At 59.7% G+C, this 15,490-nt stretch carries 14 protein-coding genes; 3 read left to right on the plus strand and 11 right to left on the minus strand.

The annotated features are described in order from the left end of the window. Window positions 1-76: 76 nt before the first annotated feature. The 3 genes from V3388_RS14695 (at window position 77) to V3388_RS14705 (ending at window position 3,840) form a co-directional block, all read left to right on the plus strand. Window positions 77-1,723 (plus strand): sensor histidine kinase, encoded by a 1,647-nt coding sequence (locus V3388_RS14695; protein WP_336368330.1) that lies wholly within the window; start codon window positions 77-79, stop codon window positions 1,721-1,723. 55 nt (window positions 1,724-1,778) lie between these two features. Continuing rightward, window positions 1,779-3,164, plus strand: coding sequence for a sigma-54-dependent transcriptional regulator (locus tag V3388_RS14700; RefSeq protein WP_336368331.1), 1,386 nt, complete (start codon window positions 1,779-1,781; stop codon window positions 3,162-3,164). Window positions 3,165-3,279: 115 nt separating this feature from the next. Beyond that, window positions 3,280-3,840: a GspH/FimT family pseudopilin gene (locus V3388_RS14705; protein WP_336368332.1), complete on the plus strand. Its 561-nt coding sequence runs from the start codon at window positions 3,280-3,282 to the stop codon at window positions 3,838-3,840. A 48-nt stretch (window positions 3,841-3,888) separates the two neighbouring features. Here V3388_RS14705 and V3388_RS14710 read toward each other — a convergent pair whose 3' ends face one another. The 11 genes from V3388_RS14710 to ileS all read right to left on the minus strand — a co-directional run bounded on the left by V3388_RS14710 (window position 3,889) and on the right by ileS (window position 15,465). Next, a complete protein-coding gene (locus V3388_RS14710; protein ID WP_336368333.1) occupies window positions 3,889-4,338 on the minus strand; it encodes a type IV pilin protein in 450 nt (149 codons plus the stop codon). Between the two features lie 10 nt (window positions 4,339-4,348). Further along, a complete protein-coding gene (locus tag V3388_RS14715; protein ID WP_336368334.1) occupies window positions 4,349-7,297 on the minus strand; it encodes a pilus assembly protein in 2,949 nt (982 codons plus the stop codon). Further along, window positions 7,294-7,692, minus strand: coding sequence for a hypothetical protein (locus V3388_RS14720; RefSeq protein WP_336368335.1), 399 nt, complete (start codon window positions 7,690-7,692; stop codon window positions 7,294-7,296). Before V3388_RS14720 ends, V3388_RS14715 begins: the two co-directional genes overlap by 4 nt. Before the next feature lie 31 nt (window positions 7,693-7,723). After that, complete coding sequence (locus V3388_RS14725; RefSeq protein WP_336368336.1) at window positions 7,724-8,209, minus strand: PilX N-terminal domain-containing pilus assembly protein; 486 nt, start codon at window positions 8,207-8,209, stop codon at window positions 7,724-7,726. 22 nt (window positions 8,210-8,231) lie between these two features. Further along, a complete protein-coding gene (locus tag V3388_RS14730; protein ID WP_336368337.1) occupies window positions 8,232-9,302 on the minus strand; it encodes a PilW family protein in 1,071 nt (356 codons plus the stop codon). 38 nt (window positions 9,303-9,340) lie between these two features. Further along, complete coding sequence (pilV, locus tag V3388_RS14735; RefSeq protein WP_336368338.1) at window positions 9,341-9,892, minus strand: type IV pilus modification protein PilV; 552 nt, start codon at window positions 9,890-9,892, stop codon at window positions 9,341-9,343. Window positions 9,893-9,905: 13 nt separating this feature from the next. Beyond that, window positions 9,906-10,508, minus strand: coding sequence for a GspH/FimT family pseudopilin (locus V3388_RS14740; RefSeq protein WP_336368339.1), 603 nt, complete (start codon window positions 10,506-10,508; stop codon window positions 9,906-9,908). Window positions 10,509-10,709: 201 nt separating this feature from the next. Next, a complete protein-coding gene (gene ispH, locus V3388_RS14745) occupies window positions 10,710-11,663 on the minus strand; it encodes a 4-hydroxy-3-methylbut-2-enyl diphosphate reductase (RefSeq protein ID WP_336368340.1) in 954 nt (317 codons plus the stop codon). A gap of 1 nt (window position 11,664) precedes the next feature. Further along, entirely contained in the window at window positions 11,665-12,117 is a 453-nt protein-coding gene (locus V3388_RS14750; protein WP_336368341.1) for an FKBP-type peptidyl-prolyl cis-trans isomerase, read from the minus strand. A 4-nt stretch (window positions 12,118-12,121) separates the two neighbouring features. Then, a complete protein-coding gene (lspA, locus tag V3388_RS14755) occupies window positions 12,122-12,634 on the minus strand; it encodes a signal peptidase II (RefSeq protein ID WP_442915657.1) in 513 nt (170 codons plus the stop codon). Window positions 12,635-12,645: 11 nt separating this feature from the next. After that, window positions 12,646-15,465, minus strand: a complete 2,820-nt coding sequence (gene ileS, locus V3388_RS14760) for an isoleucine--tRNA ligase (protein WP_336368343.1) — start codon at window positions 15,463-15,465, stop codon at window positions 12,646-12,648. Window positions 15,466-15,490 lie beyond the last annotated feature (25 nt).

The raw sequence follows: 15,490 nt of genomic DNA on the forward strand, positions 1-15,490 counted from the left end.
ACTCGTTGCCACGAAAAGGCTATTATAACCGCGGCTGAGGCCGGATTTCTTCTGTAGACCTGCATTCAAGGACGTTATGTTGACCCAACGCCCCACCCTCGCTGACCAGCCCTACGGAGCCCCGGCCCCGAACCTGCAGCAGGCCAAACTGTTCCGGATCTACAACTATTACCGCCTCGTCGTCAGCGCGGTTCTGGTGGCGCTGCTGTTTGTTGATCCCATCACCCTCGACGCCCGTTTTCGCTGGCAGGATTACTACCAGTCCGGCGTTATCACCTACCTGGCGCTGAACGGGTTCATTGCGCTGATCCTGCTTGCCGGCTTTCGTCCCAGCCAGCGGCACATTGCCCTGTCCATTGCACTGGACATTGTTGTGATGCACGCGCTGCTGCTGACCAGCACCGGCATCACCAACGGCCTGGCCAACCTGGTGATCGTCTCGGTAGCCGCCGGCAACATTCTCACCCCCAGCCGAATGGGCACGTTTTACGCGGCCCTCGCGGCCATCTGCTCTCTGGGCATTTCGGCCTGGGCGGCCCTGGCGGTGGATGGCCACGCCGACGACATTGTCCGCGCAGGCTCCCTCGGCATTCTGTATTTCGCGGCCGCATTTGTGCTCCAGAACATTTCCCGCCGGATGATACGGAGCGAAGCCCTTGCCTCCAGCCGGGCCCGAAGCCTCGCGGAGCTCGAGCAGATCAACCGCCAGATCATCCAGCGCATGCGCACCGGCATTCTGGTGCTGGACCGGTTTGGCCAAGTGCGGCTCGCCAACGCAGCCGCCGAAGAGCTTCTGGTTGGAACGGCCGCGGTACAGGCACAGACGCCCCAGCCCGCCCTGGTGTTGCCAAAACCTCTTCGCCAGGGACTCGACGCCTGGCTTCGGGACCCGCGCCGGCGCCTGGAGTCGTTCCAGCCGACGCCCGCCTCCCCGCCCCTTCAGGCAAACTTTACCCGCCTGGATCAGGAGCGGGGGGATCTGGTGCTGGTTTTCCTCGAAGACATGAGCAAGGTGACCCAGCAGGCCCAGCAGATGAAACTCGCCTCCCTGGGCCGGTTAACCGCCGGTATCGCCCATGAGATCCGCAACCCTCTCGGAGCGATCAGCCATGCCGCCCAATTGATGGAAGAGTCCCCAAGCCTGGACGACGGGGATCGCCGAATGCTGGACATCATCCGCCGCCACTCCCGCCGGGTAAACGGCATCATCGAGAACGTACTGGACCTGTCCCGTCGCCGAACCGCTAACGCCGAACTGGTGGACATTCCCGTCTGGCTGCAGGAATTCCGGAGGGACTACCTGCAGACCCAGGATGACCATACGGCGCCGGCGACCATCGACCTGCAAATTGACGCGGACACTCCAGCGGCACGTTTTGACAAGAGCCAGATCGAGCAGGTGCTGGTGAACCTGTGTGACAATGGACTTCGCTACAGCCAGCAACAGACCGGCCAGCGCTGGATCGAGCTGGCGACCGGCCCGACGGAAGACCGGCAGCGGGCCTACCTGGATATCCGCGATGCGGGCCCGGGCATCACCGGCGCCGACCGCGCCGCGATCTTCGAGCCGTTTTTCACTACCGACAAAAGCGGCACCGGACTCGGCCTTTATCTGGCCCGGGAACTGTGCGAGGCTAATCAGGCGCATCTGTCGCTGGTGGACGACGGGCAACCCGGGTGCCGTTTTCGCATAACCTTCGCCCACCCCGGGCGGATGATCTGAATCACCGAAGCGCCAGGGCACAGGCCCCAGACTGACACGGACACGACACCCGACCATGACCGAACACACCGTACTGATCGTCGACGACGAGCCGGACATCCGGGACCTCCTGGACATCACCCTGACCCGCATGGGCATCACCACCCACACCGCCGAGAACCTGGCCCAGGCCCGCGCCCTGCTGGAACGGCACCGCCCCCACCTGTGCCTGACCGACATGAACCTGCCGGACGGCAATGGCATTGAGCTGGTGGCCTGGATCCAGCAACACCTGCCGTCCACGCCGGTGGCGGTGATCACCGCCTACGGCAACATGGAAACCGCCATTGAATCGCTGAAAGCCGGCGCCTTCGATTTCGTCTCCAAACCGGTCGAATTGCCGCGTTTAAGGGAGCTGATCCAGACCGCTCTGCGACTGTCCGAGCCCGGCCCATCCACGGCGATCGAGCCGGATGAACAGGGCCTCCTGCTGGGCAATTCGCCGCAGATCCGCAAGCTGCGCAACCAGACCCGCAAACTCGCCCGCAGCCAGGCACCGGTGTTCATCAGCGGCGAGTCCGGCAGCGGCAAGGAGCTGGTGGCCCGCATGATTCACCTGCAGGGGCCCCGCCGGGATGGGCCGTTTGTGGCGGTCAACTGCGGTGCGATTCCCTCCGAGCTGATGGAGAGCGAATTCTTCGGCCATAAGAAAGGCAGCTTCACCGGCGCCGTGGAAAACAAGGCCGGCCTGTTCCGTTCCGCCGACGGGGGCACGCTCTTCCTGGATGAAGTCGCAGATTTGCCCCTGGCAATGCAGGTGAAACTGCTGCGGGCCATTCAGGAAAAAGCCGTGCGCCCGGTGGGCGACACCCAGGAGATTCCGGTGGACATCCGCGTGCTCAGCGCTACCCACAAGAACCTGCCGGAACTCGTGGCCCAGGGCCAGTTCCGCCAGGATCTGTTTTATCGCATCAACGTGATCGAACTGTCCGTACCGCCCCTGCGGGACCGGGCCGACGACATCCCACTGCTGGCTAACCACATCCTCCGGCGCATGGCGGACGAGTACGACTGCGACCCGGCCACCCTCACGCCCGCAGCAATCGCTGAATTGCAGCGCTATCGGTTCCCGGGGAACGTCCGTGAACTGGAAAATATTCTGGAGCGGGCGTTTACCCTGTGCGACGAAGACCGCATCGACGCCGGCGATCTGAGCCTCGGCTCCGCCCCCGGCCCCTCCTTGACCCAGCAGATCGCCGCCAGCGACCCGGACGGCGGTGCCAGCGCGGCCCATGTGCCCGAGGGTGAAATCGACCTGGAAGGGTATCTCGAAGCGATTGAACGCCAGGCGATTGAAAAGGCGTTGGAGGCGACCCGCTGGAACAAGACGGCCGCGGCAAAACGGCTGGGGATCAGTTTTCGGGCATTACGGTATCGGTTGAAGAAGCTGGGAATGGAGTAAGTTGTTGGGTAGTCGAAATGAGGGGGAGGTCCGGAACGATATAATCGCCATGATGTAAACTCGTTTATCGATGGCAGGATGCCATCGCAAGAACACCGATGATAAGGAAATCGCTATGCTTTCAACTCGGCGTCACGCTGGCTTTACACTCATTGAACTGGTTGTCATGCTGGCTATTTTGGCCATCACCGCAGCCTTCGCGTCAAACAGCTGGGGGCGCTTCATTGAGCGGTCGACCCAGCGCACGGTGATCAACGATCTACACACTGTCTTCGCTTACGCCCGCTGGTCAGCGGCAAGCCGGCGTTCTCTGATCACCGTTTGCCCGTTATCAACGAACAACACCTGTGTTGACGACTGGAATCGGCCTATTTCCGTCTTTGTGGACGAAAATCGCGACAAACAACCGGACCAAAGCCCGCTACGCACATTCGCACCGGAGCTTGGCGCATTCAAGCTGCACAGTCGGACAGCGGGAAGAGGCTACTTCCGATTCGACGAACGAGGAATGATCAGCGGCTCCATGGGAAGCCTGGTACTGTGCCCCGCGAACTTCATGCACAGTACGATGTCCTACATGCCGATCAACATCGTCGGGCGATTCAGAGTCGAGCAAGATGACGACGGAGATGGGATGATCTCGCTCAGTTGGGGTGGCAAGGTTACCTGTCCCTGAGCTACAAGGTAACGGCCCGAAGACAGCGCTCACTTCGGGCACTTTTCTCTACTCATCCCAAGTAGTTTCTCCGGCACCAAAGCCGCCACTGTTGTCGCGATCCCACCGCCGGATACCAGTCGAGTCGAGCTCTAACATGCCGTCTCCGGCCTGCAGGCCAATGGGCGTCGCACGAAGCGTATAAGACACCGCATCGGCGGACTCGATCGTCAGGCTGTAAAACGGGTTGCCCCCATCAAGCGGAACCGAGTCTCCGAAGATGGCCGGCGCCCCCGTGTCGGCACCCCCGCTTGCCGCGCCGGCATAGGTATTCTGGCCGGCGTAGTAGCGCTCCATCGCTGCCGAAAACTCCATGAGCGCACCCTGGGCATCGGCGCGCCGGGTGCGCTCAACGTACTGCTGATAGCTGGGATACGCAAATGCGGCAATCACCCCAACAATCGCAACAACGATCAGCAGTTCGATCAGTGTGAAGCCTCGGATTTCGGCGTCTTTCATTCGCAACGGATTAGTCCTCATACCAATAGGTTTCGACCACACCTTTCAACGTATCGATGGCCCGGCATTCGGTGCCCACACATACAACATCGGTATCGTCGACACGCATCCGCTGCGGATTTGCTGGCAAACCTGCGGTGTTCAGCTCTACCGGCCGATCATCCTTGGTTAGCTCGTCCGCTGGTTTGTTGTCTGCAGTGTAGTAATTCCGCACCGCACGCCCATCCAGTACCGAGAGATGGTAAAGCCGGGAGGTTCCCGTCGAAGGAACACACGGGTTAGTACTGGGCTTCGGCTCATAGGTGGTAATAAACACCTCGCTGTTTACCGTCGTGCTCGTTGAAAGCACCTTCTCGCCGGCATTAGTCAAGCGAATGTACCAGCCATCACTCGCACCCAACGACTCCGCAGCGGCCGTTCTCTCCGACGCGTTACCTTGTTGGATCAGGTTATCCGTCGCGTCGTAGAGATCGGACTCGGTAATGGTCTTGTAACTCACCACCGGATTGTCTGGATCGGTAAGGTCCAGCGGCGCCGAACTGACCGATGCGATCTTCAGCATGTACATTCTATCGTTTGTTGCCGTGCTCAGCGGGTGCGCCTGGTAGCCGGACCCGATGATCAGCCCGAGGTAGCGAGCGCCGCCAATCTTGATACCAAACAGGTCTGGCGAGTGATAGAAGCGGCGTGCACCGCCCGCCGTGCCATCCGACGCCAGGTTGGCAATTCGACCGCCGGTCGCAAGCTCTGTGGCCTTGTTGGTATTGGTAATATCAAATCGGAAGATCTGCCCGCCCATGTCACCAACATAGATCTGATCAGCCAGGCCATCGCCGTTCACGTCCAAGACCTTGGGCGATGCCGGAATACTGTATTTCAGATCCGCCAGCTCAAGGTTGGCTCCGCTGCCAGTCGGGCCGGCCCACCACAGCAAGGCGCCGGTAGACGCATCAATGATATAAACGGCGCGCCCCTGATCATCGGCCGTTCTCACGGTGGCCGTGTCCTGATCCGGATCGTATCCTCCCCCGACAATCAGAGCCTCATAAAGCTTGTTGTTGATATTCACCTTTGTTTTTACCGGTTTGGACCAGGTCTGCCCCATCTCCTTGTATGCGGTGCCTGCAACGCCGCCGGTAATCGACCAGAGTAATTTCGGCGCAGAACGGTCCGTTACGTCGAGGGCGTAATAACCCTTTCCACCCCGACGCATCCCGGAGTAAATGTAGGCAAAATCCCCGTCAGCGCCGACGATCTTGTTGTCAAAATTATCGTCGTGGACCCAGCTAATCACCGTGCCATCCATGCCGTACACCTTGGATGACGTTTCCGTGCTGTTCATGAGCGCCGGCTGATTTTTAAGTAGCTGCTTCGGAATGAATGAAAAATAGGCTTTGCCCGTAGCGCCATTTACGGCGTGGATGTATCCCTGATTATCACCGTAGTAAATCGTTACGTCCTGAGAGGTCGTCGTCGGATCATAGATAATCAGATGCGGAACTGAGTGCAACGGGTCAGCCAAGAACTTGCGAGCGTCAGTTGTACTACCGTCACCGTCCTGATCGTTCACGTCCACACCTCGGGTCCATTTGATCAGCTTCGCGAGGTCAGCAGATGACATGCTGGCGTTCCCAAATGCGGCTCCCGTGAGGTTAGCGTTCGCCGTTGAAACCTGATTTCCCGCCTTGGACAGATCGTTGGTGTTCGTCGCCAGATTGGAATACACCTTTCGGTTAGCGGTCACGTCCGGCAACTGAGACGCGGCGCCTCCCTGGTCAACCTGTTTCCCGTCCGCTTGAGGGCTCCACCAACTGCGAGCCGTGTCCTTGAAAAATCCTGTTGTCGGATCAATCGCGGCATTACCGTTCACATCAACGATGACCGCTTTGGAGTCGCCTGTCGTCGCGTCCGTCTGAATATCGAGCTTGTAGCGCTTTAGGTTACCGTTCCATATGGCGCCTTTAGCGGGCTGGAACAGTGCATAGTAAAGCTCGTCGAGGTGGTTAAGCCGGTCGAACGTATTGACGGCAATACCCGGAGCAACATAGGTCGTCGATTGCGCCCTCACGTCGAGATAAAAATCTGAAAACGCTTTCGTCAGCGTTGCGGCATCATCGGCGAGATAGTACTTGCCATTGCCCGCCTTTGCCGTATCAGAAAGAAGCTGCTGCTGGCTGGCAAAACCTACCGTGTTGGTGAATACGAACTGATCGCCCGCCTTATCCGAGTTGATGTCTTTAGTCGCCAGGAAACCGGCCACTTCGTCCAGACAACTGTTGTTGCTGTCGTTGCTGTCCTGGGTCCCGCACCGTTGGCCAATGTAATTGCCAATCGACGCATCGGTGTTGTCGGCAGTGGGCTCACCATCCGTCAAAAAAATTACGTGGTTTTTCTGGCACTCATAGTTGACCGGCGATTTGTAAGTATTCGCATTGGACAAGGCGGCGCTTATTGGCGCGTCATCATAGCCAACCGCATCTCCCCTGAAGTATCGAGCAGCCTCTGTGAGGGTCTCAGAGAGCGGTGTATTACCGATAGGAGCGAGAGAATTAACCAGATCCTTCAGCGTCGAACGGTTGCTCTCGACCGGAACCGGTGTCGACATCACGTGACCGCCGGACTCCGTCACATCGTAGTAGTAGCACTGGTTGTTATACCAATAGCAGGCTTTATCCACGTTGAATGACATCAGACCAACGTTAACGTCTTTCATATTATCGATCAGTTGGTTCGTGACCTCCTGAACGACCTGCATGCGAGTTTTACCCGTGTCGCCCACCGAGCTGTCCATACTGCCCGAATTGTCGATGATAAACATGATGTTCGGCTTAACCACCGACGATGCGTTCTGAGTAAAGAATATTTCCGTATCGTCAGCCAGGGCGGGCTGAGTTATCAAAGAAAGGACGCACAGAATGAACGTGGATCCTACGGTTTTGAGCTTCAACGGACGATTCATTTGACGCCCTCCTCATCTAAGGTCACCCCAAGAAATGACACCCGATAAGCCATATTGTTGGTGTGACTGATGTGAATCACGCCGGGGAATCCACTGAACCTTTCAATCTCTTCCTTCGTCGCGGGCTTATGCCCAATTTCAACGACGAGATCCCCGGAGGGTAGTATCGATGGCGCTGGGCATTGAGGGCAGGCCTTAGCGACAATTTGAACCACGCGCCCGGAAGCGTCTGTTACAAGCCGGACTGATGCCGCTTCCACGGCCTCGTAAGGCGAATCGATAATTCGTCCTGAGGGCTCTTTCGCCGATGCTGTACCGATACCGAAAAGCCCCAGTAACGCCACGATGCACACCGCTGCGGTAGGTAATCTGGAAAACGCATGTTTTTTACCCATCTCTCGATTCCTCCGGAATCTGATACCCGAATCAGTAGTACTCGATGCCTTTGAAGACGCGAGCTTCAGCCCCCGTATTCGCCATTGAGGCTTCTCCAATCAACTCGTAACGGTACCCTTTGAGTTGGCTGGAGCTCTCGTTAGCGTCCATGGAGCTACCGCTCGTAATAATAATTTCTCCGAGATATCGCGCCTGATAACTGCCCGTTATCTTGTTGGTCGAGTCCAGCGTGTTGACCGTCACCTTGTCACTTTTTTCAGTGGCGCTCTGCATGGACTCTCTCAGTATGCTCAAGTCATTGTTATAGAGTTGATTCGTCAGTGCTCGCACATTGCTCTCAGCGGCCTGAAACACCCGGTTGGAGTTCTGCGAATTTACGGCCATACGCTCCTGCATCACCGATGTATTCATCCCCGCAACCCCGATAAGGGTCAGTACGAGCAGAATGATCAGACTGATGATCAGGGCGGCCCCATGCTGATCTGAAGGCTTGGAGCTATCGTTAAACATGGTCATTATCGGACGCCTCATAACCGTATTAATCCCGGTTTCGCAACATGACAGTGGATATGAACGTTCTGCGAAGGCGATCGTCATTGGGATGAGTGACCGACGATGCTCCTCCAGCGGACGCCCCGACAATCGTTTCACCCGGCAGGTCATACGAGGCGGCATCGTCGGAACGGAGAGCCTCATTCGCATCACTCACCAGCAATCCAACCCTCAAGGCCACAACCCGCTTCATGTCACCGACATTATCAGCAGTGACGTAGCGAATATTGTTGGTGGAGAGCAGTTCGCCATATTCCACCTGAAGACTCTCGACCCCCTCAACGATTTCATCCACCTGGAAAGAGGGCGTGGCATTGTTTAAAAGGTTGTTCGTCGCCCGATACAACGCAAATATGTCGTTGCCCTGATCATCATTGCGGCCAGTATCGGCCACAAAATAGACGGTCGCCGAGAAACGCATGATTCTGGCTGAGCCGGTGTAAGCCTGGCTCAACCGGTTATCGGTATTGACGTTGTTCGCGTGGGCCCATGTGTTGGAACTCGGCTGACTGGAAATCCGGAACAGATCGGCCGCCTCACAGTCCGAAATCAGAACGAGATCGTTTTGGGCAAACAGGTTCACATCGGGGCCGCCAACCTGAATATTGGCATTGTCCGCGTTCATATTACCCGTCAGCTCAACCTCCACAGACTCTCCACGCTGAACGGCAAGAACGTCGCTACCAATGCGTGCCCGAGACTCAATCGACGTGCCATCAAATTCCGTACCGTCTGCCCAGCTTGAGGAAGTCACTTCCCATCCACGCAGAGTTGATTCAAAAAAATCGGAGGTCGGCGGGTTTTCCGCGATCACATTCAACGTCACGTCCGCAGGGTCCGCACACCCCTGAAAACCGACCATTCGAAGGTCTCGGGCCATGATGTCTGCACCAATGCGACCCGCCTCCTGAACCCTCGCTAACGATGTGGCGATACGGGAGGTGCGACTGGAGTCCATATACACCGTAAAGATACCCAGTATCAGCGTCGCGCTCAGCGCCAATGCGACCATGAGCTCGATAAGGGACAACCCGCTTTGATCCACCCGCCGATCCACTCGGCATCCTTTGCATCGGCTAATTTGCATTATCCACCTCACAACGCGAACCGAACGGTGTAGGAGTTATCGCCAGCGATTGACTCGCCGGAGTCCCCACCCCGGCTGGCCTCATCCCATTGAACGGTGATGGTATAAATTCCCGTGGTGGCGTCATAGGTGATTGCGCCAACGCCACCTGGAACCATAGCCAAGTCCGAACCCGTTCCCTGAACCTCCCGGGCCCACTCAATCTGGTCAACTGACACCTGGTCCGCTGCTGTACAACCCGTCGATGCCGATGCGCACGAAGGCACCGATAACGAGGTCAGGTCCGCCGTTGAAAAATCCCCATACGAGCCATTGAGTGCTTCGGCACGGTTTGCACGCATCCGGTCCGCCATGTCATAGGCCAGAATTGTCGCCTGGGTTCGAAGATAGGCACCCTGGTTGTTCCGCATGCCCTCAAACAGCAGCCCAGCCAGACCCAGCAAACCAACGGCCAAAATGAACATCGTCACGAGGATTTCGATCAATGTGAACCCTTTCGCGAGATGCCCGCTTCCCGGAAGCGACTTCCTTCTTTGGACAGACTTCACCAGACCTTGCATCGTCAAATCGCCTTTAAGGACACGTAACATCGTTGCCTTTGTCGTTATTCACGACGCCAGCCGTACCACCGGTATCCCGAGCGAGTCGGGTCTGCCCGGAGATATTGATAACAACCGCTTTAGCCTCTGACGCGCCGCGACTGTCACAGACAGTCAACGTGCCGGCCGCCGCACCCGTCGCCGAGGGGATCGGGAAGCCGTTGCTGGCGAACTGCGCGTACCCGCCACCGTCACTGGTCAAACCGGAAATACGAAGGGTGTTCCCGCCGGAGAGAGGCCCGCTAACTTTCAGCAAACGGTCTGTACCCGCATCAACAACCCGGTCGCCGTCAATGTCCCGAAACACAATCCACCCTTGCTCCCAGGAACTGCTCCCGCTACACGACGCGCTGTCGCTGGAGGAACAAACCGTGATCACGCCAGCATCGAGCTTCGAGGCCTCACTGCGGGCATACGCCACAAGGCTCGAAACATCATTGACCTGGGAGGTCAACCGATTGTTCAGGACGGTTTGCTCGAACGATGGCAGAGCATACGAGGCGACGATCGCGAGAACGATGATCGTCACGAGAAGCTCAATCATTGTGAAACCCGCATGGCGCCGTTTTGCAGGCATGCGTCACCCCTCTTTCTAAACCTCTTGTCATCTTAGAGAGGCGGTGCAGGGTGCGCTATGGGCTGTCGATAAGCGGTAATCTGAGGCGGATAAGCGGTGGTGAGCCCTATAAACCCGTGAAGCGGTGCACACTATGGACCGTAAAAAGGCAAAACAGGCGCTTTGTAACGGTATCGCGGGCCTCAGCTCAAACGCGTTGGGTCAGGACACATTCACCGCATCAATCCGAAGCTCCTTGGGCATGGAGAACACAATATTCTCCTCCCGGCCGGGCACTTCCTGCGGCGTCTGGCCACCGAGTTCCCGCAAGCGGGCGATCACGTCGTTAACCAGGACTTCGGGGGCGGAGGCCCCGGCGGTGACACCGACGGACTGTTTACCCTCGAGCCAGGCGGGATCAATCTGCGCGGCGTTGTCGATCAGGTGCGCGGGGGTACCCATGCGTTCGGACAGCTCCCGAAGGCGGTTGGAGTTGGAGCTGTTGGGGGAGCCGACCACCAGCATCAGGTCACAGCCGTCCGCCAGCTGCTTGACCGCGTCCTGGCGGTTCTGGGTGGCGTAGCAGATATCGTCCTTGCGGGGGCCCTGAATGTTGGGGAACCGGGCCCGCAGGGCGTCGATCACCCGGGCGGTGTCGTCCATGGAGAGGGTCGTCTGGGTGACGTAGGAGAGCCGATCGGGGTCGGTCACCGCGAGGGTCTCAACGTCCTGCTCATTTTCCACCAGGTAGATGTTGCCCCCGTTGCTGCGGTCGTACTGGCCCATGGTGCCTTCCACTTCCGGGTGGCCGTGGTGGCCGATCAGCACGCACTCCCGGCCGTCCCGGCTGTAGCGCATCACTTCCAGGTGCACCTTGGTGACCAGCGGGCAGGTGGCGTCAAACACTTTCAGGCCGCGGCGGGCCGCTTCCTGTTGCACCGCCTGGGAGACCCCGTGGGCGCTGAAAATTACCAGGGTGTCGTCCGGCACTTCGTCCAGCTCGTCCACGAACACTGCGCCACGGGCCCGGAGGTCGTCCACCACGAACTTGTTGTGGACCACTTCGTGGCGCACGTAGATCGGCGCCCCGAACACCTCCAGGGCACGGTTGACGATTTCTATGGCGCGGTCCACGCCGGCGCAGAAGCCACGGGGGTTGGCGAGCAGGATGTTCATATCAGTGTGCGGTTCCTACCGGTTCGACGTCGAGAATTTCCACCTCAAATTCCAGTGTACGCCCCGCCAGCGGATGGTTGAAGTCCACCTCCACCTCGTCCCCTTCCACGCGGCTGACCACGCCAGGCAGTTCCTGCTGGCGCGCGTCGGCGAACGACACCACCACGCCCGGCTCCAGCACCATGTCGGCGCTGAACTCGTGGCGCTTGAAGGTCTGCAGGTTGTTGGGGTTGTGCTGGCCAAAGCCCCGCTCCGGCGGCACTTCGTACGTCTTGCGGTCACCCGCGACCATGCCCATCAGGTAGGCCTCAAAATTCTCCGGCAGGTTGTCGTCGCCGATGTCCAGGGTGGCCGGGGCTTTGTCGAAGGTGGAATCCACGGTCTCGCCGCCCTGGATCTTCAGGGCGAAATGCAGGGTCACGCGGGTGCCCTTGTCCACAGGAAGCTCTTTCATGGCGTTACTCGTCGCGTTGGGCATCCCCGCCTTTACCGGCGGGTTTGCGGAACATGTCCAGAATCATCAGGCCGGCACCGAGGGTGATCGCGGTGTCCGCCAGGTTGAAGGCCGGGTAATTCCACTGGCGCCAGTACAGGTGCAGGAAATCGACCACATAGCCATGTACGACGCGATCGTACACGTTGCCCAGTGCGCCACCGAGAATCAGCGCGATGGCGATGGCCGTCAGGGTCTCATCGGCCTTGAGACGGCGCATCCAGACGATCAGGGCAACGCTCACCCCGAGCGCGAGCACCACAAAGAACCAGCGCTGCCAGCCTTCCGCATCGGCGAGAAAACTGAACGCCGCGCCGGTGTTGTGCAGCAGCGTCAGGTTGAACATGGGCATCACCGGCACCGGGTCGGCATAGGTGAGGCTGGCGCTGGCCAGCGCCTTGGTGCCCAGGTCCAGGGCCAGCACCAGCGCCGCCAGCCAGAGCCAGCGGAGCATGGAACCGGGGGTCTTGGCGCTCATGGCGGCCTCCATCAGGCGAACGACCGGGCTTCGCCGGCGCCGTCGACGTTGGTCACGCAGCGCCCGCACAGGTCCGGGAAACGGGTGTCGGTGCCAACGTCTTCCCGATGGTGCCAGCAGCGCTCACACTTGGCGTAGGCCGTCGGCCGCACCTGTACCATCAGGCCTTCAAGGCCGGTGGATTCCGCACCAGAGGCCTCAGAGACCGGCCGCACCGTGGCCTCGGAGGTGATCAGCACGAACCGCAGCTCCTCGCCCAGGGCCGTAAGGCGCGCGGCCATGTCACCCTCGCAGTACAGCGTTACCTCGGCGCTCAGGGAACCCTTGATCTCGCCCCGTCCCCGGGCCGCTTCCAGGCACTTGTTCACCGCCTCTTTAACGTCCTGAATGTCCTGCCAGAAATCCGCACCCAAATCGGCGTCCGCCGGCAGGCGGCTCAAGCCCTCGTACCAGGTCTCGTAGAACACCGTATCGCCCCTCTCCCCGGGCAAGTGCTGCCAGATCTCGTCGGCAGTAAAGCTCAGGATCGGCGCGACCCAGCGCACCAGCGCTTCCGCCACATGGAACAGCGCGGTCTGGCAGGAACGCCGCGCCAGGCTGTCGGCCTGGGTGGTGTACTGCCGATCCTTGATGATGTCCAGATAAAACCCGCCCAGCGTTGCTTCGCAGAAGTTGTACACCTTCTGGTAGATGCGCAGGAACGCGTAGTTCTGGTAATCCTCGTTCAGCTCGTCCTGCAGTTCCAGGGCCTTGTGCACCATCCAGCGGTCCAGGGCGATCATGTCGTCCGGCGCCACCGTGTGCTGAGCCGGGTCGAAGCCCGTCAAGTTGCTCAGCAGGAAGCGCGCGGTGTTGCGGATGCGGCGGTAGCCGTCCGCGGTCTGGCGCAGGATGTCCTTGGAGACGGTCATCTCACCGCTGTAGTCGGTGGCGGCCACCCAAAGGCGCAGGATGTCGGCACCCAGTTCGTTCATGACCTCCTGGGGCGCAATCACATTGCCCAGGGATTTGGACATCTTGCGGCCGTTGCCATCCACGGTGAAGCCGTGGGTCAGCACCTGGCGATAAGGCGCCACGCCATTCATGGCGATGGAGGTTTTCAGGGACGACTGGAACCAGCCACGGTGCTGATCCGAGCCTTCCAGATACATGTCCGCCGGGAACTGGCCCAGCTCGTCCCGTACCCGCAGCACCGAATCGTGGGTGACGCCGGAATCAAACCAGACGTCCAGGGTATCGAGCACTTTCTCATACTGGTCGGCGTCGTCGCCGATCAGTTCCCGGGCATCGATCTCGTACCAGGCGTCAATGCCGTCCACTTCGATGGCGGCAGCGACCTTGCCGATCAGCGCCTGGGTGTCCGGATGCAGCGCCTGGGTTTCCTTGTGCACGAACAGGGTGATTGGGACGCCCCAAGTACGCTGGCGGGAAATACACCAGTCCGGGCTCTGCTCAAACATGGCCTCGATGCGGTTCTGCCCCCAGGTCGGCACCCAGCGCACGCCCTTGATGGCCTCCAGGGCATCGGCCCGGAGATTGTGCTTGTCCATGCTGATAAACCACTGGGGCGTCGCCCGGTAAATCAGCGGGGTCTTGGTGCGCCAGCAGTGGGGGTAGCTGTGCTGGAAGGTCTGTGAACGCACCAGTTTGCCTTCCCGGGTCAGCGCCGCGCACACCGGCTCATCGGCTTTATACACGTGCACCCCGGCGAACTCCCCGGCGGCCTCGGTGTAGGTGCCATCGGCTTTCACGAGGTTGAGGGTGCCAATGCCGTACTCGCGGCCCACCTCGAAGTCTTCCATGCCGTGGTCCGGGGCCGTGTGCACGGCACCGGTACCGGCGTCCGTGGAGACGTGGTCGCCCAGAATCACCGGCACCTGCTTGTCGTACACCGGATGCTTCAGTAATTGGTGTTCGAGGGCGGCGCCCCGGACGGTGCCAAGCACCTCGTGGCCGGTCACATCCCAGCGCGCCAGAATCTCATCCAGCATATCCAGGGACAGCACCATCCGCTCCGGGCCCTGCCCCACATCCAGCTGCACCAGCGCGTATTCCAGGTCCGCCCCGAGGGACACCGCCTGGTTCGCCGGAATGGTCCAGGGGTTGGTGGTCCAGATCACCACGGACACATCGCCCTCGCCCCGGTCGGTGCCGAAGGCCGCCAGCACCGCCGACGGATCCACGGCCGTAAAACGCACGTCGATCTGGGTGGAGGTCTTGTCCTGATATTCCACTTCCGCCTCGGCCAGCGCCGACTGGCCCACCACGCTCCAGTACACCGGCTTGTAGCCCCGCACCAGATGGCCCTTGGCGATGATCTTGCCCAGGGCGCGGACAATGCCCGCTTCCACCTTCGGGTCCATCGTCAGGTAGGGCTTGTCCCAATCGCCCATGACACCCAGGCGGATAAAGTCAGCCTTCTGCCCGGCGATCTGCTTGGTGGCGTAATCCCGGCAGGCCTGACGGAAGGTTTTGTAATCCACCTTCACGCCCGCCTTGCCGATTTCCTGTTCCACCTTGTGTTCAATAGGCAGGCCGTGGCAGTCCCAGCCGGGTACATAGGGCGCGTCATAGCCCATGAAGCTGCGGGACTTGACGATCATGTCCTTGAGAATCTTGTTGACCGCGTGACCGATATGAATGCTGCCGTTCGCGTACGGGGGGCCATCGTGCAGGATGAACTTGTCCCGGCCCTGGCGCTTCTGGCGCAGCGTGCCGTAGACGTCGAGGTCCTGCCAGCGCTGGAGCATCTCCGGCTCGCGCTTGGCCAGGTTACCACGCATGGGAAACGCGGTTTCCGGCAGGTTCAGGGTATGCTTGTAGTCGCTCATGGTGTCAGCTGCGCACTCTTTCGGT

Source organism: Marinobacter sp. C2H3, assembly GCF_037080155.1.
Lineage (GTDB): Bacteria > Pseudomonadota > Gammaproteobacteria > Pseudomonadales > Oleiphilaceae > Marinobacter.

Bases quoted from the DNA above. Each gene is read 5' to 3' on its own strand.
- V3388_RS14695 (WP_336368330.1), top strand. From the start codon at position 77: ATGTTGACCCAACGCCCCACCCTCGCTGACCAGCCCTACGGAGCCCCG.
- V3388_RS14700 (WP_336368331.1), top strand. From the start codon at position 1,779: ATGACCGAACACACCGTACTGATCGTCGACGACGAGCCGGACATCCGG.
- V3388_RS14705 (WP_336368332.1), top strand. From the start codon at position 3,280: ATGCTTTCAACTCGGCGTCACGCTGGCTTTACACTCATTGAACTGGTT.
- V3388_RS14710 (WP_336368333.1), bottom strand. From the start codon at position 4,338: ATGAAAGACGCCGAAATCCGAGGCTTCACACTGATCGAACTGCTGATC.
- V3388_RS14715 (WP_336368334.1), bottom strand. From the start codon at position 7,297: ATGAATCGTCCGTTGAAGCTCAAAACCGTAGGATCCACGTTCATTCTG.
- V3388_RS14720 (WP_336368335.1), bottom strand. From the start codon at position 7,692: ATGGGTAAAAAACATGCGTTTTCCAGATTACCTACCGCAGCGGTGTGC.
- V3388_RS14725 (WP_336368336.1), bottom strand. From the start codon at position 8,209: ATGACCATGTTTAACGATAGCTCCAAGCCTTCAGATCAGCATGGGGCC.
- pilV (WP_336368338.1), bottom strand. From the start codon at position 9,892: ATGCAAGGTCTGGTGAAGTCTGTCCAAAGAAGGAAGTCGCTTCCGGGA.
- V3388_RS14740 (WP_336368339.1), bottom strand. From the start codon at position 10,508: ATGCCTGCAAAACGGCGCCATGCGGGTTTCACAATGATTGAGCTTCTC.
- ispH (WP_336368340.1), bottom strand. From the start codon at position 11,663: ATGAACATCCTGCTCGCCAACCCCCGTGGCTTCTGCGCCGGCGTGGAC.
- V3388_RS14750 (WP_336368341.1), bottom strand. From the start codon at position 12,117: ATGAAAGAGCTTCCTGTGGACAAGGGCACCCGCGTGACCCTGCATTTC.
- lspA (WP_442915657.1), bottom strand. From the start codon at position 12,634: ATGAGCGCCAAGACCCCCGGTTCCATGCTCCGCTGGCTCTGGCTGGCG.
- ileS (WP_336368343.1), bottom strand. From the start codon at position 15,465: ATGAGCGACTACAAGCATACCCTGAACCTGCCGGAAACCGCGTTTCCC.